This is a genomic window from Pseudonocardia yunnanensis, assembly GCF_039534065.1.
GTDB classification, from domain to species: Bacteria; Actinomycetota; Actinomycetes; order Mycobacteriales; family Pseudonocardiaceae; genus Pseudonocardia; species Pseudonocardia yunnanensis.
The window spans coordinates 56,217-77,514 of the sequence record NZ_BAAAUS010000028.1; the positions used below are offsets into that span (position 1 = coordinate 56,217).

Sequence of the window (21,298 nt, forward strand, 5' to 3'; positions counted from 1 at the left end):
ATGAAAATAACCATCGATCAGGACAAGTGCGTCGCTTCGGGACAATGCGTGCTAGCCACGGCGCAGGTGTTCGACCAGCGCGACGAGGACGGCATCGTCACGCTGCTGACCGACAACCCACCGCCCGAGCTGCACCAGGCTGTCCGCCAGGCCGTGGCGGTCTGCCCGGCCCTGGCCATCACCGTGGTGGAACAGCCGTGAGCGGGCCGAAGCGGATCGTCATCGTCGGGGTGTCGGCGGCCGGGCTCGCCGCGGCCGAGGCCCTGCGTCGCCGCGGCTACGACGGCGCGCTGACCCTGATCGGGGACGAACAGCACCTGCCCTACGACCGGCCACCACTGTCCAAACAGATCCTGGCCGGCACCTGGGGGCCGGAAAAGATCGTCTTACGCAGCGGTGCGGAACTGGCCACCCTCGACGCGGATCTTCTGCTCGGCCGCTCCGCCGTGGGCCTGAACAGGACCGACCGGCAGGTTCTGCTCCACGGCGGCGGTCGGGTCGACTTCGACGCCCTGATCATCGCCACCGGCGTCACCCCACGCCGCTTGCCCGGCGCCAACCTGACCGGAGTGCACGTCCTGCGCACCCTCGACGATGCGCTGTCCCTGCGCACTCACCTCCTGGAGCGGCCGACGGTGGTCGTGGTGGGCGCCGGCTTCCTCGGCGCCGAGGTGGCGGCCGTCGCCAGGGGGATGGGCCTGGACGTCACCCTGGTCGATCCGCGGCCGGTACCCATGCATGCCCTCGGCGACCGGATCGGCGAGGTCGTCGCCGACCTGCACAGCGATCACGGCACCTCGCTGCGCTGCGGTGTCGGCGTGCACCGGTTCATCAGCGCGGCCGGGCGCGTGGCCGAGGTCGAACTCACCGACGGTTCGCTGCTGGCCGCCGATCTGGTGGTGATCGCGGCCGGCGCCACCCCCGCCATCGGCTGGCTCGCCGGATCCGGCCTCCCGCTCGGCAACGGGGTCGAATGCGACACGCATTGCCGGGCCGCCCCACAGATCTACGCCGCCGGCGACGTCGCGTCCTGGACCAACAACCACTTCCACACCCGGATGCGAGTGGAACACCGGGTCAACGCCACCGAGCAAGCCATGGTCGTCGCCGCCAACTTGCTCGGCGACGATCAGGCGTACGCTCCCGTGCCCTACTTCTGGACCGATCAGTACGACGCCCGCATCCAGGCCTACGGCATCTTCCCAACTGATGCGGACATCACCCTGATGCACGGGGAACTGACCAGCCGCAGGTTCGTCGTCGGCTACAGCCACCGGGGCAGGGTCGTCGGTGTGCTGGGCTGGAACAGCCCTCGCGAACTGCGCAGACTGCGCCAACTCGTGGTCCACGCTGCACCATCGCCGTGGTTCCGAGACCCGCGCATCTCGACCGCCAACGCCGGCTGACGGCCAGCTACGCCGGTCGGCGCCTCGCTCACCAGCCCGCTCTCGACGGGTCCCGAGAACCGGTACCCGGCACTTTGGGCCGGACGATCACGTCACTCCGAGTCGGCAGTCCCCAGGGCGCACGGGTTCGGTGTTACGTAACAGGGGCCCGAACAGTTCGCCACGGCCTCGCCGAGGCTGGGTTCGTCGTGCTGGTCCATGATCACCAGCACTTCGCCGCCGGCAGCGGTGAGCCGGGTCATCACATCAATACGTGGCAACAGCAGATCGCCGACTGATCGGCTCTAATTCCTCTGGAATCACACCTCGAGTTCGATTCGGAGAGAATCGGCCTGCGGAGCGGGCTGTTCCATGAACTGTCAATCATCGCCTTCCACCTGCAGCCGAGTCCCGCAGCTCGTCACCGGCGATCATCTCGAGCCATTGCTCGCCCGGTTCGACATCACGAGCCGCGTCGCGCTCGACTGGAATCGGCAGCACCTGCGCTAACCCAGCCCTGACCCCGTCGCCCCGCCACACGGACACACATGGCTCCTCGAAAGGCTGCGATTCCGCCACAGGTGACCATGTGGCAACTCGACCGGATCCCACCCCACTTCAGGAGAAACCAATGCAGAGATGCATGCGCCTACCGCACCGCCAAGCCCGCCGAGTCGCGATGTCCGCTAACGGTGAAGAATGGGACTGATCATGTTACCCCCCGAGGAGACCACGGAGGCCCTCATCCGTGCGCTGTACAACGACGCCGCCGGACCGCTGTTCAGCTTCGCCCTGCGGTTGACCGGTGACCGCGGTAGAGCCGAGGAAGTCGTCCAAGAGGCACTCGTGCGGGCCTGGCGCCATGCGGGCCACCTCGACCTCGGCTCCGATGCCACCCGGGGCTGGCTGTTCACCGTGGCCCGCAACCTCGTCGCCGATCTGTGGCGCTCGGACGCGGCACGACCGGTCACGATCTCCGACGAACGCATGCTGCGCGCTGCATCCGTGGCTGACGGCGTCGAACAGGCAGTGCAACGTTGGGCCCTCGCCGATGCGCTGCACCAGCTCAAGCGCGAATATCGCGACGTCCTGATAGCCATCTACTACGAAGGCAGAACAATCGCCGACGCCGCAGCGCGCCTCGGCCTGCCGTCGGGAACCGTGAAGTCACGCACGCACCACGCATTGCGGGCGCTGCGCCACGTACTGGAAGGGGCCGAAGCGGCCTGACGGGAGCAGGGTGTCCTCGGCGGTCCAGCCCAACCAGCGAGCACAGGACCGTCGCTGAGAGGCGGCGACTTGATTGCCGAGGCCTTGGCCAGCTCGGACAGGCGCAGGATTGCCACCGGCCCATCCCCCGGCCTTCACGATGTCCGTGGCCCGCCCTGGCAGCCGCCTCAGCGTCGATGGCGTCGGTGTTTCCGCGTCGGCGGCGGGTGGTCTTGTCCGGTCGGTTGACCTCGACCACCTCGATGCCGTGGCCGCGCAGGCGCCGGGCCAGCGCCATGCCGTACGAGCCGGTGCCTTCCACCCCGGCCCGCCGCACGGGACCGAAGCCGTGCGCCCAGGCCATAGTCGCTGGTCGCGAGCTCGTGCATGAGCTGCTGCAGGTGGATGAGCGGTCGGGCGGCGGCGTGCAAGGCGGGCTCGTCGGGATCCGCGGGGTCGAAGAGCATTCGGTCGGCGGCGGCAAGGTCGTCGAGGACCTGCTGGTCCGAGCGACCTGATGCGGGATCGGCGAGCGTGCGGGAGGCCGCCGCGAGCGAGAGGCTGGCCGACGCGAGCCGGACCGGAGCCTGCGATGCCCTGCGGAGCTGGACGGCGAGGGCACGCGCATAGGTCGCGGACGCCGCGTAGAGCCTCAGCTCACGGCTCACCCGACGAGGGTCGTTGTTGAACAACATCGGCCGGGTCAACGGTGCGGAGACGAGGGTGAGCTGCCGCAACCGGTTCTCGACAGTGCGAACCAGTCCGTCCAGGTTCGCGGCGGCCTGCGGTCCATCACCGCGGCCGGCCCCGCAGACAGCGGCCGGGACCGCGCTCGGGTCGATCCGCCGGGCAACCGCGTCGAGCAGGTCGGACAACGAGAACATCAAGGTGGTGCGGGCCGCCCGCACTGTGTCGCGTGTGCTCGTCGGAACGACGAACAGGGCGACCACTGCGCCGACAGCCGCACCGATCGCGGTTTCCTCGAGCCGGAGCACGAGCAGGCCGTCGCTGAACTCGTACAACACGCTGTAGAGCTGAGCGACCATGATCGTAACGAAGAAAATCATGAAGGCGTAAGAGACACGGAGCAGGTAGAACCCAAGGAACACGCTGGCGAGGATGACCACCAGGACGAGCGCGGTGCTCCCGCGGGTCAGTTCGGCCAGCCAGATGGCGGCGAACAGGCCCACCAACGTGCCCAGGACCCGGTTGCCTGCCTTGATGAAGGTCTCCGACCGGGTCGCGGTACCCGCGAACGCGACAAAGGCGGCGATGGCGGCCCAGTAGTAACGGGTCGTCGAGAGCTCGCGTCCGAGCAGGATAGCCAGCCCGCCCGCGATCGCGACCTGCACGGCCTGGCGGGTGGTCAGGTTGAGACGGCCGAGCGGGTTCCAGCGATGGGCGCGGGGCGCCACGTCGGCGGCGACCGCTGGGGACCCGGGGAGGTTGCCCATCGTCATCATGACCGCGGGCTCGAAGTCCTCGGCGATCGTCGTCCCCGGCGGGGAGTTCCACCGCCGGACCAACTCGACGTATTCGAGGACGGCGGTGCCGGCACGCCGCGCCGCCATCACGGCGCGGACCTCACCGTCTGCCGTCGACCTCCAGGGGAGATCCGCGTCCTCGGCGGCACTGTCGGCGAGCGCACGGGCCGTGATCGCGGCTGCCGGGTAGTCGGCGGCGCCGAACCGGCGCAGGGCCAGGGCGGTCCGAGCGGTGATGGGGCTCGACCTGCCGAGTTCGGCATCGACAACCGCGAGCGTCGCCACAGACATGGCGAGAGCGTCGATCGTGAGTTGGGCATCGACCAGATGCCTGCGCAGCGCCGCCGCCGGCCAGCCGACGGGTGCCGCATCGCGGTCGGCGAGCGTGCCGTCGATCATCAGCGCGCTTTCGGCGAGCCGCAGGTGGCGCCCCTGAAGCGTGCGACGGAGGCGGCGGCGCCTGCGCTCGTCGCCCGGATCCGCCTCCAGCAGGTCGGCGGCCACGGCGGCGATCCCGCGGGAATGAGCTCCGAAGGCGCGCAGCATCCGGCCGACCGTCCGTGCGGGACTGCTGCGCAGCACGGTCACTGACAGCATCAGGATCCACGCCGAGGCGATGGCGACCTCCGCGATGAGCATGGGCACCGTCGCTATCGTTGCGCCGAGGAACGACGCGAAGAAGTAACCCATCCATCCCATGAAGCCGTAGGTGAAGAACGCCGCGCCGAACTGGCGCACGAACACCGCGGCGAACATGACGAATACGAAAACGACGAGCATCACGTCGGTGTGACCTGCGACCGCGGCGCCGGCGAGCAGGCCAACGCCGATCGCAACCGGGAAGAAGCCAGCCGTCTGCACCTTCCCCCAGGACGAGCCGGACAGGGCCGTCGCTCCCATCATCGCGGTCACCGCGCCCAGCAGCATCGCAACGAGCGTTCCCTGCGCCCCAGCGTGGATCAACGTCCCGAAGCCGTACTCGACGGCCAGGACCGTCCCCACCCCGATCATCACCGATCCGGCCTGGCGGAGGTGGCCGAGTCCGGGGTCGGATGCCGCGATGCGGTCCCGTGTCCGACGCACCCGGTCCTGCACCGTGTTCAACCGCCCTCCGAAGCAAACATGTATCCACCGACAATGTAATGACAGGAAGATGATCGAGGTTGAAATGGCCGGAGCGAACACCGTCACGAGGCAGACCGGGTCGGCGGGCCGCGGAGCCCCGAGCACGCCGAGGTGATCTCCCGCGTGCTGGCCATCCCGCCCATACGGCACGGCCGGACGCAACTGACCTATCTCGTCCGCGAAGAGATCACCGCACTGGGCCACACGAACCGGTCAATTTGGACCAGGCGGCGCGACCACGCCTTGATCCCGCTCGCTATCACCACCGGCCTCCGGGTCGGCGACTCACCAGCCTGACCCGCACCGATCTGCACCTGGGCAGCGGCGCTCACTAGCGATCGCCCGCACACACCAATCGGCATCTAAGCCGGTCGATACCCACCCAGCGACCGGCTCCTCGCCTTCCTCGGGGACCTCTGACTATTCCGACCTCATCCTGCTGCTCACCACCTTGACCAGGGTTCCGCCATCAACCTCGGCATAACCAGCCCCTCGGCATAATCGGTCTGCTACGGCCACGACATCACACCGACTGCGACCGGCGGGCCAACGCCGCCCTTTACCGCATCGCTTTGTCCCGTCTCCGCTAGAACCCCGCCACCCGCGCATACCCGCGAGCGACGCATTGCCGAGGGCAAGACTCCCCGAAAATCATTCGTTGTCTGAAGCCCTACATCGGCACGGGAGATCTATCAGCTCATCACCGAGCCGCGCTCACGCCCGGGCGCCTCAGCGCCAGCGGCTTGGCATCCATAGGGACATCGAGCGCCTACGAGCGGCGTTGCCGCTGATCAAGCGCCTGATCCGGGCCTGCCTGCCGACACCGATCTGTGGACCGATCCCGTCTGGGTGGTCGATTCCACGCCGGTGGAATGCGCTCGCTCGCGTCCGACGGTGAAACGCTCGAACGTGGCCAGGTGGGCCGGCCACGGGTACTGCGCCTCGCACTCGAGGGTCTTCTGGGCGGACGATGGGGCGGCATCCACCGGCGGGTCGAGCCGCTGGCGCAGCAGCAGCGACCCGCGTGCGGTGATGACCGCGATCGAGCCGATGACGACGAGCGCCGCATGGCACTGGCCCGCAAGCAGGGCGGGGGAGCTGTCGAGCTGCTCGCCCAGCCAGCCCACGCCGATGAGGACCCCGACCACCGGGTCGGTGCTGGTGATCATGGCGACGGCCGGCGACACGAGCTGTCCCTGCCGGAAGGCGTTTTGGCTGAGCAGAAACCCGATCGAGCCGATGACAGCGACGATGTAGACGACGGGGTGCAGGAAGAGCTCGTCCAGCCCCAGGCGCAGCTGGCCGGTGACCACCTTCATCAGCCCGGCGGTGACGACGTAGAGCACGCCGATCCCCAACGCCAGCGCCAGCACACGCGACGGATGCCGGACGCTCGCCGCATACACAAGGCAGCCGAGCAGGACGACCGGGAGGGGAATCGTCAGCGGCAGGCTCGCCGGCAGGTCCAGCTCGGCGTCGTCCTCCTGAGCTCGGCCGGGCGAGCAGCAGGAACGCCGCGAGTCCCCCGGCGCAACACAGCGCACCGAGCAGGATCAGGGCGTCAGGACACCCGTGGTGCAGCAGGGCGGAAAACGCCGTGGCGAAGGCGACCCCGGTGACGAGCAAGGGTTGCACGAGTGCAAGCGGTCCGAATGCGAGCGCGACGATCTGCAGGACGAGGGCGAGGATCGTGGCTACCAGACCGAACAGCCACATCGGGCGCGCGAACAGCTCGACGAGCAACCGAGGGCTGAGGGTCGGCGCGACCGGCACATCCTTGGTCGCCCGTTGCTGGGCGGCGCTGGCCAGCCCGAAACCGGCGGCGCCGAGCACGGCCGCCGGTACCGCGACCATCATCGCCGTGCCCGCGACCGGGCGCGGCTCGAGACCGTCGCCATCAGGTCACGAACACCTCGTGGCCGTGGGCAGCACGCCAGGGCTGCATGCAGCACGTCCGGCTCGACCCAGAACGGGTTGCCCGCCTTGCCCGCCCACCGCCGCGGACCGTCCTCGCCCCTCACGGTTGAGTCCGTGCTGCCCTCGGCCAGCACGATGCCCGACGTAAGCGGGTCGGCGGCCTCAGCGCCGGAGATGCGCCACATACGCTGGTGATCCACGACGTCACCGTCGACGAACGTGACGCGATCGGTCAGCTCCTCGACGGCGTCGCCGGCGCCCTTGAACTCGTACATCGCCTCCGGATGGAACCCGCGCACCGCTCACGGCTGTTCCACCACGGTGATGGCCAGCGCCGGGCAGACCGCCACGGCCTGGCGGACAGCCTGGTGCAGCTCGGGCGGTGGGTTGTCGGTCAGCAGCGTGACGATGCCGTCCTCGTCGCGCTGGTCGAACACCTGCGCCGTGGCTAGCACGCATTGTCCCGAAGCGACGCACTTGCCTTGGTCCACGATCACTCGCATGAGGTTTCCTCTCCGGATTCTGTGTGGATTCCCGCGGTCTGCTCACCCGTTTCCGGCGGGTGGGTCGACCAGGTGACGGGCAGTTCGTAGACGCCGTAGACCGCTCCGTCATGTTTGAACGAGATGTCGGCGAGGTCGGCGCCCAATCGGAGGGTGGGGATGCGCCGGTAGAGGGTGCCGTAGACGACCTGCAGTTCCACCCGGGCCAGGGGTTGGCCGAGACATTGATGCACGCCGAACCCGAAGGCGACGTGTGTGCGGGCGTCACGGTGCAGATCCAGTGCGTCGGGGTCGGCGAATACCTGTTCGTCGCGGTTGCCGACCTCGGTGGCGAGGATGACGCCGTCGCCGGCGTGGATGAGCTGGTCGTCGATCTCGATGTCGGTGAGCGCGACCCGGCGCCGGCCGGTGTGGACGATGCTCAGGTAGCGCAGCAATTCCTCGACCGTGCTGCTGATCATTGCGGGGTCGGTGGTGGCGCGCAGCGCGGCGAGCTGGTCGGGGTGCTGGAGCAGGGCCAGGGTGCCCAGCGCGATCATGTTCGCGGTGGTCTCGTGGCCGGCCACGAGCAGCAGGCCGGCCATCTTGACCAGGTCTTGCTGGGTCAGTTCCCCGGTGCGGACCTGCTGGTGGGCCAGCCGGGAGAGCAGGTCGTCGGTGGGGCGGGCGAGTTTGTCGGTGATCAGCCGGTCCAAATAGTCATTGAGGGTGTCCTGGGCCTGCCGGGCCACCTCGGGCGGGGTGCCCCGGTTGATCAGCAGCTTGCTGGTGTGTTGGAAGAAGTCGTGGTCGGTGTAGGGCACGCCGAGCAGGTGGCAGATCACCAGGGAGGGCACCGGCAGGGCGAAAGCCTCCACCAGGTCGACCGGGGTGGGGCCGGCCAGCATCTGGTCGATCAGGTCGTCGACGATCTGTTGGATCGCCGGGCGCAGCGTCTCGACCCGTTTGATAGTGAACGGCGCGGTCACCATCCGGCGCAGCCGGGCGTGTTCGGGGTCGTCCATGTTGAGGAAGCTCCGGGCCTGCGTGCGGCGTTCCCGCTGGCCGGCGCTGACGTGCGGGTAGCCGGGAGCCGTGGTGTCGGAGCTGATCCGCGAGTCGGCCAGCAGGGCGCGCTGGTCGGCGTAACGGGTGACAAGCCAGGGGGTACTGCCGTCCCAGAGCCGGACCTTGGCAATCGGTGCCTGTGCCTGCAGCGCCCGCAGGCCCGGCGCCGGGTCGAACGGGCAGCCGGCTGCCCGCTGCATCGGGTACTCGGGGATGTCAGCCAACGCCCGGACTGTCGGATTTGTCGCTGCCTTGGTCATGTGCGCCTCCGCGCCGGAAAAGTCTAATTACCTAACATTCGTTCATCAACTTACTGAACAGACGTTAGCTGTCTCTGGACTGCTGTTCAACGGGCGCCACAAAGAATCATGGAAAAGGGGCAAAAACCATGGGGAAGTAAAATCATGGGCTAGTAAAAGATCATGGCACGGGCCCGACGGTGACCCGGGACGTCAGCCGCTCTCGAACACCAGGGAGAGCAGCTCGTCCACGAACTCGACCACCGCAGCCTCGGCGTCGTCCCCGGACCGGGCCTGGGAGATCGCCACCCGGCCATGCGTGCCGACCGTCAGCACGATCGCGGCCCGCTCGGCCGGCAGCCGCAACCGCGCCCCCGCCACCTCACACGCGCGCAGGCTGTCGGTCAGCGTGTCGACCAGCACACGCGCGGGGCTGCCGGGTTGGCCCAACCGCGCCCCGAACATCACCCGGTACTGGCCGGGATTGGCCAGCGAGAACCGACAGAAGGCATGCAACTGGGCACGCACCCGGCCGATCGGATCCGCCTCGTCCACCGCGGCCCCGGCCTCCTGCAACAGGCCCACCAGCCGCTCGTGCTCGTAGTCGAGCAATGCGTCGATCAGGGCCGCCTTGTCCGCGAAATGGGCATACAGGCTGGCCGGCGCGACGCCCACCTCCCGGGCCACGCCCCGCAGGCTCAGCCCCTCCACCGTGCCCAACTCGCCCAGCAACCGGGCAGCAGCCTCCAGAACCTCCGCACGCAGCCGCTCACCCTGACCCCATCGATTACGGGTCCGCGAACGGGCCGCCCTCGTCACAGGCTCCCCCTTCGGGCCCGCACTCTTGCCGGTCACCGGCACATCCTCACTCAACCACTCAAACCAATGCGGTCCACACCTAGCCGAGCGCAGCAACCAGAACGTCTTCGAACCGGGCCAGGCCTCGGCGAAGGCCAGACACACCGCCTGCCCGGTCGGCCGAACCACCACCGAAGCGACCAGGCAGAACCGGAACTCGTGATTGGCTCCGGTTACGACCTTCGCCTCGGCCAGGCTAGCGCCGCCCGCGTCGATCATGACACCACCGACGATGTCGGGCTGCTAAGCGCCATCGGTGTGGATCTGCTGAATCATCAACCGGCCAGCTGCAGGCAGACGTGCGGGCAGACGCGCTCGTCGGCTCGACGTTACGCCGCCGGTCGAGTGGCTCCTGCGCCGGCGAGCTCGACGACGGCGGGATCCGTCCTGACTAGCCGAAGGTGAAAGCGTAGGCCTGGACGCCAGGACCGACGAAGTGATCTCGAAGGTGCGGTCGATGATCGGGCCGGGCTGGCGGATGAGCTGGTGCAGCCGCTGTTCGGCCAGCGTTCCGTTGCCTTGGTCGTCAATATCGACCCCGTGCGCCCCGGCCGGTGGCTGTCCGTCGTGGAGCACGCGGAACCGCACGGACGTGCCCCGTTCTGCCGGCCCCATCACCAGGTGGAGATCGCGGGCGTGGAAGCGGTAAGTGATCTGCCCGTTGGCCGTGTTCAGCGTGGTGGCCTGGTCGCCCATCGTCCAGTCCCCGGACAGGGTCCACTGATTGAGTCTCAGCTCTGCCGGGGCCGTATAGGCGTGACGCTTGCCCAGTACCGCGCCACCGGGGGACGCGAAGTTCTCGGTGCGCTCATAGCCGAGGTAGTTCTCCGGGGACCATAGGCTGGGCCAGTCGGCGGGCGCTTCCACGTCACGGGCATCGACTGACACCAGTTCGCGACCAGCACCGGTGGATCCGGCCTCGGCCAGTAGCTGCTGGATGATCATTTCCGACTGCTGGTATTCGCCCTCGCCGAAATGGTGATGCCGTATCTGTCCGTGGGCGTCCACGACGGAGAGGGCTGGCCAGTAGTGGTTGTCGAAGGCGCTCCAGGCCGCGTAGTCGTTGTCGATTGCGATCGGGTAATCGATCCCCATCTCCCGCACGGCCTCGCGAACGTTGTCCGGGTCATTCTCGAACGGGAACTCCGGTGTGTGTATGCCGACGACCACCAGTCCCTGACTGGAATATTTCCCGGCCCAGGCGCGGACATAAGGAAGCTGGCGTAGCCAGTTGATGCAGGTATAGGTCCAGAAGTTGACCAGGACGACGTTTCCGCTCAGGTCGGCCGCGGTCAGCGGCGGCGAGTTCAGCCACCCTGTCGCGCAGGTCAATGAAGGCAACTCGCCCTCGACGGGCAGCTGGACCGAGGGCGTGTGTAGCCCGGCGGGCACGAGCCAATGCGCTGCCATGACATTACCTTTTCCTATGGCTGGAGGTCCGGGCCAAAGGGCCATGGCCGGTGTCCCCGCATGTGCCGATGGACGGCCGTCGCATTGGATCGGCCGTGCTCGGCTGGCGACCCGGGCTCAGGCGCGTTGAGTACGGGACGCAGGTGCCTCGTCCCGGGCCGTTGGCTGTTGGTGGGGCGTCGATCAACGCGTTGTGTCGGTGTCACCCGGCGTGATCACGCTCCTCGGTCCACACCCGAGCCATCTGCCGTCGAGGGCCTGTGCCGGCGCCTGGCGAGCCGCTCGGGCTGCTCGAGCAGTCTGGCGATGCTGCGTCCCGTCCCGGCCTAGTTGGCCAATCCCGGTCACCGTCGCAGCGGACCCGACCTGCCCGCATCACCCGTTGTGGATGACGATTGGCTCATGTAGGCGCCTCGCGCAGATGCGCCACGACCTGCAGAGCTTGCACATCGGCGTCCAGGCGACGCCACCTCGTACCACGTTGGGCGTGTCGGTGGCTGAGCGCGTCGGCACCGCCCCGTCCCCGGGGAGCAGGATTCAACGTTCGTCGCCCAGCCTCCTGCCGAGAGCTCGGATTCCGGTCCGATACTGTCCGCAGGGCAGCTGGCTGAGAATGACAGATAAATGGTCGGGACACCTGGCTACTCGTCGGCCCACTCGGTTTTGACCCAACCCCTCTGCCGGGCGGCGTGCCGCCAGATCGGCCGCCGCCACGTCGCAACCACTCCCATGATCTAGAACAGCGGGTACAAGAAGCCGGCAAGCACACACCGATGTAGACGCTCGCCACCGAGGACCCACCAGTACCACAGCCCGACATCGACTTGGGGCGTTCCGACCGTTCGCAACCGCTTCCCGATCAAGGCAGCCAGCCGGAACGCTACCGGAACGCTGCCCTCCTAATGTTGCGAGCGTCGCCTTCGACCCCATCCAAACGACGAGGGCTACGAACAGCGCTCCGCCGGCGGCGAGACCCGACGCAGGAGCCATCCACCAGCGCCGACGAATGGTCGGCCAGACGCCGATCCGCAGATCCGAGCCCCGGCGACATCCGTCGCCGAGGCCCACCGGAAGGAAAATAGACATGCCACTCATCAACGTCAAAATCATTGAGGGTGTCTTCACCCCCGCTCAGAAGGAGACGATTGCCCGCACTCTCACCGAGGCGATGGTCGCGGTCGAGGGCGAAAACATGCGCTCTGTCACCTGGTGCGTCCTCGAGGAGGTCAAGAGCGGCGACTGGGCCATCGGAGGCCAGACCCTGACGACGGAAGCGGTCCGTCAGCTCGCCGCAGGGAAGGCGCCCGTCTGACCCTCACGCGCCGGTCGAGCCTCCGGGCTCGACCGGCTGCACCATTTCGCCGCCTGGCTCGCGCGGGTCACCGGGGCTCTTGTCGAGACTGGCCGCGATGGTCGCGACCGCGGGACAGCCGCCCACAGGTTGTCAGTCCTGTACGGCCACAACGGGCCATCATGACGGTGTAGCTCGACCTGACACCCGATGAACGGTGGTGACCAATGGCGCCGATAGCTGCAGCATCCCGGAAGACGTCGGTCGCCGGCCGGCCGACGAGGAGGTCGGACCGAGCCGCGGATCGCCGCTCGCCTTTCCGCGTCGGCGCTGTGGGCGCAGCAGGGGTCGCACTCACCGCTGGACTCGCCGCGCTGGTTTTCACCGCCCGGAACATGCTGGTTCTGATCGGGTTGGCGTTGTTCCTCGCAGTCGGGCTCGAACCAGCAGTGGCCTCGCTGGTGCGCCGCGGGCTGCCGCGCTGGGCGGCGGTCACCGCGGTATGCGCGGGGCTGCTTGCGATCGTCGGTGGATTCCTCACCGCCGCGATCCCGCCACTGATCGCACAGGTCGAGGCGTTCAGGACACAAGCGCCGACCTACTTGAACACGCTGACCGATCACAACTCGCTCGTCGGCACGCTGAATGACCGATTCCACGTGCAGCAGAGCCTGGAACAGGCCCTCACGAGCAGCAACGTGGTGAGTGGCGTTTTCGGCGCCGGCATCCTCGTGGTCAACGCGGTGGCCTCCACCGGCGTCGTGCTGGTGCTGACGGTGTACTTCCTCGTCTCGCTACCTCAGCTGCGGACCGGCTTCTACCGGCTGATTCCGAGATCCCGACGACCCCGCGCCACCCGCCTCGGGAACGAGATCGCCACCAGAGTCAGCGGGTACGTGCTGGGCAACCTCGCCACCTCGCTGATCACGGCGGTTCTCGTCTACACGTGGTTGCTGATCTTCAAGGTGCCCTACCCGTTACTGCTGGCCGTTCTGGTCGGCCTGCTGGACCTGATACCGACTATCGGCTCCACCCTCGGGGGGATCATCGTCTGCTTGGCGTCGTTGACCGTGTCACTGCCCGTCGCCCTGGCCACGGCCGGATTCTTCGTCATCTACCGGATCCTGGAGGAGTATCTCCTGTGGCCCAGGATCATGAGCCGAGCCGTACAGGTTTCGCCCCTGGCGACCATCGTCGCGGTACTACTCGGCGGAACACTGCTCGGCATCATCGGCGCCGTTGTCGCCATCCCCATCGCGGCCGCCGTACAACTCATCGTGCGCGAGGTTGCCATCCCGCGACTCGACCAGCGCTGAGCAACGGGGCCAGACCCTCCTCAAGCCGCGGCCAGCACGGCGGCGGCCGGGCCGAGCCGTCCTTGCGGACGTTGCAGTCGCGCCGCTGCTCGCGGGTGAGGTCCTGCTCGATGACTTGGCACCGCCCGGCGCGGTCGGGTCCTAGGATGTTGTGGTCGGCGACACATTCCCGCCGCGCTGCGGACCTCGCCCTTGCTGAGCACGCAGGCCCGTCCTGGGCGCTGGTCGTCCCAGCTGGCCCAGTTGCCGACGGGACCGGGCATTGGCTCTGCCACCCGCTTGACGGGAAGGGCGACCTCGACGTGCATACATCGTCTTCCACAGAGCCCGCCGCGACCCGACGCCGGCTGACTGCAGGACACGCGGGGCCTTCCATGCGGCGGCGAATCGCCGCGGCCGTGACCGGACTGGTCGTTCTTCCCCTACTGACGCTGGGTCTGACCCGGCTTCGCGACATCCTGAACCTGCCCAGCCAGATGCTGCTCTGCCTGCTCGTTGTCGTGCTGGTGGCGCTGGTCGGTGGGCTGGTTCCGGCATTGGCCGCCGCGGTGGCGGCCGCGGTGCTGCTGGCCTACTACTTCATCCCGCCGCTCTACGACGTCGCCATCGCCGACATCAACGACATAGTGGCGCTGGCCGCGTTCCTCCTCGTCGGCGCCGCGGTCAGCGAGGTTGTCGCCCTGGCCGAGGGCCGCACCCGGGAGGCCGAAACCCTGGCGAAGGCGAACGCCGCGAGCCGCGAGGAGCTGCGCGTGCTCGCCGACGAGCAGGCGGCGCTGCGCCGGGTCGCCACGCTCGTCGCCCGCGGCACGCCGGCGGCCGAGGTGTTCTCGGCCGTCGCGCAGGAGGTCGGCTACGTCCTCGCTGCCGACACCACGCTCATCCTCCGCCTCGATCCCGACGGCGCGACGACTCTCGTCGCCAGCGTCGGCGGCGTACACCCCGCCGAGCTCCCGGTGGGGAGCCGCTGGAAGCCTGAGCCGCCGCTGCCTTCGGCGGTCGCCCTGCGCACGGGCCGCCCGGCTCGCTGCGACGACTTCAGCCAACCCTCCGGCGCGTCCGGTGACGCCGCCCGCCGGCTGGGAATCCGGTCGTCGGTCGCGACGCCGATCGTCGTCGAGGGGCATCTCTGGGGCGCGATCAGCCTCGCGGGGCGGCGCGGGCGTTTCCCGGCCGACACCGAACAGCGTATAGCGGACTTCACCGAACTCGTCTGCACCGCGATCGCCAACGCCGACAGTCGCGCCGAGCTCACCGCCTCCCGGGCCCGGATCGTCGCGGCTGCCGACGACGCCCGACGCCGCATCGAGCGCGACCTGCACGACGGCACCCAGCAGCGCCTGGTCTCGCTCGGCCTCACGCTGCGCCTGGCCCAGGCCACCGTGCCCGCGGAGCTGCCCGAGCTGCAGACCCAGATCTGCCGGGTCGGGCACGAGCTCGACGGGGCGATCGAGGAGCTGCGCACGATCTCCCACGGCATCCACCCGGCGATCCTCTCCGAGGGCGGGCTCGGCCCTGCCCTGCGCAGCTCGCCCGCCGCACCGCGATCCCGGTGGAACTCGACATCCGGGCCGCCGGCCGCGCCGCGGACCCGATCGAGGTGGCGGCCTACTACGTCGTCTCCGAGGCACTCACCAACACCACCAAACACGCCCGCGCCTCTCACGCGCACGTCACCGTGGAACAACGCGACGCCCTGTTGTGCCTCTCGATCCGCGACGACGGCATCGGCGGCGCCCATCCCGCCGGAGGGTCAGGCCTGACCGGTCTGCGCGACCGGGTGCAGGCATTAGGGGGGTCGATCGAGGTCGACAGCCGCCCCGGGGAAGGGACGGCGATCCTCGTCGAGCTTCCTCTGCAGCCAGACTGACCGGTCTGCGGTGCGAGGGGCGACGTCGTGCAGCCAGGCCACCGCATCGCCGCCAAACCAGCTGACGGCCTCGATCGGGGCGAGCACCACGAGCCGTGCTGTACCTGACCACCGAGGACTGGGACCGCTGGACCCGGATTCCGACTAGTGGTTCCTCCGACCGCCGCGCGCCCGGAAACTGACCAGCCGCGGACGGAGGCGAGGATCACCACGGGAAGCAGTCAAGATCCACCTTGCCAGCTCGGTGCGGGCCTTTGGTCTCGCCGTCGACCCGACCTCCCCCCTTCGGCGACGGCAGCACGCACTGACAGCCCGGCAATAGGCTCCACGGATCCGGGCGCGAGGACGGGGTGTCACACTCCCCGATAGGCGACAGGAACCTGTGCGATCTGCGAGTCCCGCGCGTGCGCATCGACGCTCGTCCACCCGACCGTGCTCGCGCTGGTCGCATCCGCTGTGTCCTACGCCGTGCTGCGGCCGACGGCCGCCACGGGTCGGCGGCGGGCTGCCTGATCCTGGTCGTTGGCCGAGCGATTGTGGCCCGGGTCTGCCAGGCTGGCCCAGGGGGAGTCGGTGATTCACAGGACGCGTGCACACCGTCGGCGGCGGTCGGACAGGTCGTCCTGAAACGAATGGTTGAGGGTCGCCGCTCGGGAGCCGGCGATGCTGCCTCGTGTGGCGGGCACGGGCGGGCCACGGCAGGGTGGCCGTCGGCGAGCAGTGCACGGATAGCGTCATGGCGGGGGCGTTGGGCGGGCTCTCGCCGCCTTGGTCGCGCTGTGACCGGTGTACCGACACTTCGGTGAGGTCGAGCGGCTCGATCGGGGTCCACAATGAAGGCGTAGCTCCACCCGCGTGGGCCAGGCATGGAATTCTGCGAGAAGCTATGCGACTCGGAAGGGCGAAAATGCCACTCTTCACTGTCACAATGCGTGCCGGGAGGGCGACGGCAGAAAAGGATGCGATATCCGCTGCCATCCACGAGGCAAGCGTCAGTTCCGGTTATCCGGAGGATGATTTCTTCCAGAGGTTCATCTCATTGGAAGAAGCTGATCTTCGCATCAGTCCTCGCTATCCCGATTTGCGGAAGCCGCGCAGTGGCCAGGTTGTCATGATCGAGGCCCTGCTCTCGTCAGGGACTGCGGACGCGAGGAAGCGCTTGCTTCTTTCCGCGATGGTGTCTCGACTGCAGGCGGCAGGAACGGACCCAGACGACGTCATGGTCTTCTTTGGTGAGGTGGACCGTTCTAGCAGTTCCTTTGGTGGCGGCCGCCTGGCCCCGCCTGTCGACGTGTAGACCGCAACGTAAAGGTCGATAAGACGGACGTCCCGGTAGAACGTCTGAAGGCTCTGCGCGCCTGTGCGATCTTGTTGGCGAGTGATCCGTTGTGTTGGGTGGCGCGCCGCGCGCGGTACACCTCGGACGCCAGCGACGAGCAGTAGGCCTTGATCAAGTCACTGCTGGCGCAGGTCAATACCGATGGCCACCCGAGAACCAACGATGCCGTGACCACGCTGCCGCCGCCTCCATCTATGTCGTGTGCTCGCCGCTCGCCGCTCGCCGGACAGCCGTTGGGCGTACGGCGCGCTGCTGTTGCCGGTCCCGGGTTCGCGGCGTCTGATCAGGAGGATGAAGCTCTCGCCCACGGTGTCGTGGCTGGTGTTGTGAACGACTGCAGGCGGGCGGTGAGCTGGGTGAGACGTACGCCTTGGTAGCGGGCCGCCTCCAGCGTTGCCGGCGGGGGCAGCAGGCCGTCGGGTCCGCTCGGGTGGCTGGTTCCGTAGGGGTTGCCACCCGCGCCGTGCACGGCGTCGTCGGTGTATCCGGGCGGCACGAGGATCGCGCCCATGTGGTAGGCCGAGTTGTAGAGCGCCAGCAGGGTGGACTCCTGGCCGCCGTGTCGGGACTGGCCGCTGACGAAGCCGGTGAAGGTCTTGTCGGCTAGTTGGCCCGCCGCCCACAGGCCGCCGCAGGTGTCGAGGAACTGCTTGAGCTGAGAGGCGATGTTGCCGAACCGGACCGGGGTGCCGAAGGCCAGGCCGTGTGCCCAGAGCAGGTCGTCGTGGCTGACCTCGGGGACGTACGCCGAAACCCGCTGACGGTGAGCGGTCCAGGCGGGGTCGGAGGCGATCGCGGATGCCGGGGCAAATTCCGCGACTCGACGCAGTCTGACCTGTGCGCCTTCGGATTGCGCGCCGTCGGCCAGTGCCTCGGCGAGCGCGTGCACGTTTCCCGTGGCCGAGTAGTAGACGACGGCGATATTGACGCTCATCCCGGATTCTTCCTTCCGATGTGTGCAGGACTTCGGGGGTCAGTTCGGCGTGCCTGCCGATGCAGGAGAACCGAGTGGTCGAGAAATCCTGGTTCGTTCCAGCACCCACAGGACGAAAGTTCCGCAGGCCAGCAAGCCGCCCAGGACGCTCACTGCCGACCAGCCGCCGAACACCCACGCCATTCCGGCCAGCGCCGATCCGGCGGCACCGCCGGCGAAGAAGGCCGTCAGCAACGCGGAGTTGAGCCGGTTGCGGATCTCCGGGCGCAGCGCGTAGATGACGTTCTGGTTGCTGTTGAGCACTGCCTGGTGCGCCACGTTGAGGACGATCACCCCACCGACGAGCCACGCCAGCGAACTCTCGGCCGCGCCGATCAGCAACCAGGACGCTGCCAGCGCGGCGGTGCCGGTCCCGGTGACCCACTGCACGTAGCCGCGGTCGGCCAGCCGGCCTGCCACCGTCGTGGTCACCGTGCCCACCGCGCCCACCAGCCCGAACAGTCCGATGACTGCCTCTGACCAGCCATATTGCGGGCCGGCGAGCAGGAAAGTCGCAGCTGTCCACAACACGTTGAACGATGCGAGCGAGAGGGCGGCGATACCGGCGCGCCACCGCAACACCGGCTCCTGGCGGAACAGCGCGATCGTTGAGCGCAGCAGCGCCGGATACGACAGCCCGATCGGGGTGTGCAGCCGCGGTAGGAAGCGCCACAACAGCACCGTCATCCCTGCGACGAGGATCGCGCTCACCCAGTACACCGTCCGCCAGCCGCCGAGTTCGGCGAGCGCGCCCGACACCGCACGGGACAGCAGCGCACCCAGCAGCAGTCCGCTCATCACCGTGCCGATCACCCGGCCGCGCCGGCCCGGTGGCGCGAGCGTGGCGGCGTAGGGCACCACGACCTGAGCCGCCACCGAGGTGAACGCAGTGAGCGCGGTCCCGGCGAGCAGCAGGGTCCCGTTCGGTGCGGTCGCCGAGACCAGCAGGAATACCGCTGTCGCCGCGTACAGCAATACCGCGAGCCGCCGGCGTTCAACCAGGTCGCCGAGCGGGACGAGCAGCAACAGCCCCAACCCGTAACCGACCTGGGCAGCCGTGATGATCATTCCGGCCACTGTTGTGCTGAGCTGGAGCTCCCGGCCGAGCAGGTCCAGCAGTGGCTGGGCGAAGTAATTGTTGGCGACCGAGAGCCCCGTCGCCGCGGCCATGAGCAGCAGCAGCCCGCGGCTCAGCGACGTGCCGCCGTCCGGCGCCTCGGTGGCCTCGTGATGCGCCGTACGGCGCGGCGTGCCGGACCCGGCTGTGTTCGTCATGCCCCCAGCCTCGGGCGTTGACGATCAATGAGTCCAACACATCGTTGTCAGGACAGCGATCGTGATTCACGATGGATGCGTGGAGCTGCAGCAAATGCGCTATGTCCTCGCGGTGGCCGAGACGGCGAACTTCACCCGTGCCGCCGAGCGCTGTCGGGTCGTCCAGTCCGCGCTCAGCCACCAGATCGCCCGGCTGGAACGAGAGCTGGGTGCCCGGCTCTTCGATCGCACCAGCCGCAGGGTCGGGCTGACACCGGCCGGCGAAGCGTTCCTGCCCGCCGCCCGGCAGGCACTCGACGCTGCCGAACGGGCGCGCGCCGAGGTTGCGGCCGTCTCCGGTGAGCTTCGCGGCCGGCTTGCCATCGGCACCATCCCCACCGTTACGGCGGTCGACCTGGCGAGCGCGCTGAAGCGCTTTCAGGTCCGCCATCCGCACGTACGGATCACGCTGCGCGCCGGGTCGAGCGACGAGCTGGCCGAACGGGTTCGGCAGGGCGATCTGGACATCGCGTTCCTCGGGCTGCCGCCGAGCGTCCAACCGAAAGGCGTCCGGGGCCGCGCTCTGGCACGCGGCGAGCTGGTCGCGATAGTCGCGCCCGGCCACCCGCTGGCCGATGTGGCCGACGTGGACCTGCACCGGCTGTCGAAGGAAGTGTTCGTCGACTATCCCGCCGGCACGGCGGCGCGTGCTCAGTCGGACGAGGCGTTCGCCGCCGCCGGCGTCACCCGAGAGGTCGCCTTCGAGGTGACGAACGCGGACCTCGTGGCGCGTCTGGTCCGGCTCGGACTGGGTATCGGCATGATGCCCGCCGCCTTCGTCACCGAACTCCCCAACGTGCACGTCGTCGAGCTCCGTGATCCACCGACCCGAGTGGAGCACGTGATCTGGAGTCGCCTGCGCCCCTCACCAGCCGCCGCTGCATTCCTGGATGCCCTGGACATCCCGGCAGATCGGATATCCGAGTGACGGAGGCCGTCCGCAACCGTCTCGCGGTTACGCGAGTGGGGGCAGCCAATCGGCGATGGCCTTACCGATTTCGTTTCCGGAGTCTTCTTGGATGTAGTGCACGCCGGGTACGGTGATCTCGGTCTGATCCGGCCAGGTCCGGCAGAAGTCCCGCTGGATGCCCTCGCCCAGGATCGCTCCCGGCTCGGCGTTGACGAACAGCTTGGGAACCCCACGCGTCGTAGTGAGCCACCGGCCGAACTCCTCGACGATGCCGACCACGTCCGCCGGCTCGCCCACGATGGGCAGCTGCCGAGGCCAGGACAGGGTGACTTGGCGGTCATCGCCTGGCTGGAGGTAGGGGCGGCGGTACTCCGCCTTCTCCTCCTCAGTGAGCTCACGCAGCGTGCCCATCCCGAAAAGCACGCCTTCCACGAAGGCGTTGTTCTGCAGGACCAGTTCTTCGCCCTGCTCCGAGCGGAAAGCTTGGAACGCCTCACGCGCGACTGCGGGCCATTCTGCCCATGACTTGTATGTCGCGGCGATCGCCTCCATGTAGGCGATTCCCCGCACCGCCGACGGGTGGCGGCGGGCCCAGTGGAAACCGAGCGCGCCGCCCCAGTCGTGGAGCACCAGCGTCACATTCTTGGTCACGCCGAGCTTCTCCAGCAGTGCATCGAGGAACGCGCTGTGCTGGGCGAAGGTGTAGCGACTCGGGTCCTCCGGGCCGAGTTTCTCGGAGTCACCCATGCCGATCAGGTCGGGAGCGATGAGGCGTCCCTTGCCCTGCAGGGCGGGCAGGACGCTGCGCCACAGGTACGACGAGGTCGGGTTTCCGTGCAGGAAGACGATGGGCGCGCCGTCGCCTTCGTCGATAAGGGCTATGCGCCGACCCAAGACCTCGGCGTAGGACTTGCGTTGCTTCCAGTTCTCTGTCATCTCGTGCTCCCCGCATTCTTGTGTTGGCAACGCTCACTCAGTTGAAAGACCGCAATTCGGATCACGCCCGCAGAAACCTGGATGATTGATGCTTGATTATTCAGTGGTCGTAGGCGATTCGCGAACGTTTGACCACTCGCTCGGCTTCAGCATCGGTGCCATCGACATAGAT

17 protein-coding genes and 2 pseudogenes are annotated in these 21,298 nt (G+C 68.2%); 10 read left to right on the plus strand and 9 right to left on the minus strand.

From position 1 onward, the window contains the following. The 3 genes from ABD743_RS26855 to ABD743_RS26865 all read left to right on the plus strand — a co-directional run bounded on the left by ABD743_RS26855 (nt 1) and on the right by ABD743_RS26865 (nt 2,615). Complete coding sequence (locus ABD743_RS26855; protein ID WP_344725122.1) at nt 1-201, plus strand: ferredoxin; 201 nt, start codon at nt 1-3, stop codon at nt 199-201. Beyond that, on the plus strand, nt 198-1,406 hold the full coding sequence (locus ABD743_RS26860; RefSeq protein WP_344725046.1) for an NAD(P)/FAD-dependent oxidoreductase: 1,209 nt from the start codon (nt 198-200) through the stop codon (nt 1,404-1,406). Before ABD743_RS26855 ends, ABD743_RS26860 begins: the two co-directional genes overlap by 4 nt. Nucleotides 1,407-2,096: 690 nt before the next feature. Continuing rightward, the gene (locus ABD743_RS26865) at nt 2,097-2,615 is read left to right on the plus strand and encodes a sigma-70 family RNA polymerase sigma factor (protein WP_344725048.1); all 519 of its coding nucleotides are present in this window, start codon (nt 2,097-2,099) and stop codon (nt 2,613-2,615) included. A gap of 167 nt (nt 2,616-2,782) precedes the next feature. Here the strand turns inward: ABD743_RS26865 and ABD743_RS26870 are convergent, their stop codons facing one another. After that, complete coding sequence (locus ABD743_RS26870; protein ID WP_344725050.1) at nt 2,783-5,269, minus strand: FUSC family protein; 2,487 nt, start codon at nt 5,267-5,269, stop codon at nt 2,783-2,785. Nucleotides 5,270-5,966: 697 nt separating this feature from the next. Here ABD743_RS26870 and ABD743_RS44570 point away from each other — a divergent pair. Beyond that, nucleotides 5,967-6,166 (plus strand): annotated as a pseudogene (locus tag ABD743_RS44570) (IS982 family transposase); the annotation flags it as partial. Nucleotides 6,167-7,056: 890 nt separating this feature from the next. On the opposite strand, the gene ABD743_RS26880 reads toward ABD743_RS44570, so the two are convergent. From ABD743_RS26880 to ABD743_RS26900, 5 genes are all read right to left on the minus strand, one after another. Then, nucleotides 7,057-7,419, minus strand: coding sequence for a hypothetical protein (locus tag ABD743_RS26880; protein WP_344725054.1), 363 nt, complete (start codon nt 7,417-7,419; stop codon nt 7,057-7,059). A 3-nt stretch (nt 7,420-7,422) separates the two neighbouring features. Next, a complete protein-coding gene (locus ABD743_RS26885; RefSeq protein ID WP_344725056.1) occupies nt 7,423-7,623 on the minus strand; it encodes a ferredoxin in 201 nt (66 codons plus the stop codon). Next, nucleotides 7,614-8,930, minus strand: a complete 1,317-nt coding sequence (locus ABD743_RS26890; RefSeq protein ID WP_344725058.1) for a cytochrome P450 — start codon at nt 8,928-8,930, stop codon at nt 7,614-7,616. The genes ABD743_RS26885 and ABD743_RS26890 overlap by 10 nt, the downstream gene beginning before the upstream one ends. Before the next feature lie 192 nt (nt 8,931-9,122). Further along, complete coding sequence (locus tag ABD743_RS26895) at nt 9,123-9,986, minus strand: TetR/AcrR family transcriptional regulator (protein ID WP_344725060.1); 864 nt, start codon at nt 9,984-9,986, stop codon at nt 9,123-9,125. Nucleotides 9,987-10,010: 24 nt separating this feature from the next. Next, nucleotides 10,011-11,177: a redoxin family protein gene (locus ABD743_RS26900; RefSeq protein WP_344725062.1), complete on the minus strand. Its 1,167-nt coding sequence runs from the start codon at nt 11,175-11,177 to the stop codon at nt 10,011-10,013. A 1,084-nt stretch (nt 11,178-12,261) separates the two neighbouring features. Here ABD743_RS26900 and ABD743_RS26905 point away from each other — a divergent pair. The 5 genes and pseudogenes from ABD743_RS26905 to ABD743_RS26920 all read left to right on the plus strand — a co-directional run bounded on the left by ABD743_RS26905 (nt 12,262) and on the right by ABD743_RS26920 (nt 16,951). Further along, nucleotides 12,262-12,489: a tautomerase family protein gene (locus ABD743_RS26905; RefSeq protein ID WP_344725063.1), complete on the plus strand. Its 228-nt coding sequence runs from the start codon at nt 12,262-12,264 to the stop codon at nt 12,487-12,489. Between the two features lie 311 nt (nt 12,490-12,800). Next, nucleotides 12,801-13,784, plus strand: a complete 984-nt coding sequence (locus tag ABD743_RS26910; protein ID WP_344725065.1) for an AI-2E family transporter — start codon at nt 12,801-12,803, stop codon at nt 13,782-13,784. Between the two features lie 374 nt (nt 13,785-14,158). Next, nucleotides 14,159-15,262, plus strand: a pseudogene (locus tag ABD743_RS26915) (DUF4118 domain-containing protein); the annotation flags it as partial. A gap of 122 nt (nt 15,263-15,384) precedes the next feature. Further along, nucleotides 15,385-15,654, plus strand: coding sequence for a sensor histidine kinase (locus tag ABD743_RS44575; protein WP_425566985.1), 270 nt, complete (start codon nt 15,385-15,387; stop codon nt 15,652-15,654). Between the two features lie 907 nt (nt 15,655-16,561). After that, nucleotides 16,562-16,951, plus strand: coding sequence for a tautomerase family protein (locus tag ABD743_RS26920; RefSeq protein WP_344725069.1), 390 nt, complete (start codon nt 16,562-16,564; stop codon nt 16,949-16,951). A 325-nt stretch (nt 16,952-17,276) separates the two neighbouring features. Here ABD743_RS26920 and wrbA read toward each other — a convergent pair whose 3' ends face one another. Beyond that, entirely contained in the window at nt 17,277-17,927 is a 651-nt protein-coding gene (gene wrbA, locus ABD743_RS26925) for an NAD(P)H:quinone oxidoreductase (RefSeq protein ID WP_344725071.1), read from the minus strand. Between the two features lie 39 nt (nt 17,928-17,966). Then, on the minus strand, nt 17,967-19,241 hold the full coding sequence (locus ABD743_RS26930) for an MFS transporter (protein WP_344725073.1): 1,275 nt from the start codon (nt 19,239-19,241) through the stop codon (nt 17,967-17,969). Nucleotides 19,242-19,320: 79 nt separating this feature from the next. On the opposite strand from ABD743_RS26930, the gene ABD743_RS26935 reads away from it, so the two are divergent. Continuing rightward, nucleotides 19,321-20,208: a LysR family transcriptional regulator gene (locus ABD743_RS26935; protein WP_344725075.1), complete on the plus strand. Its 888-nt coding sequence runs from the start codon at nt 19,321-19,323 to the stop codon at nt 20,206-20,208. A 27-nt stretch (nt 20,209-20,235) separates the two neighbouring features. Here the strand turns inward: ABD743_RS26935 and ABD743_RS26940 are convergent, their stop codons facing one another. Further along, nucleotides 20,236-21,126: a haloalkane dehalogenase gene (locus ABD743_RS26940; protein ID WP_344725077.1), complete on the minus strand. Its 891-nt coding sequence runs from the start codon at nt 21,124-21,126 to the stop codon at nt 20,236-20,238. Between the last annotated feature and the right edge of the window lie 172 nt (nt 21,127-21,298).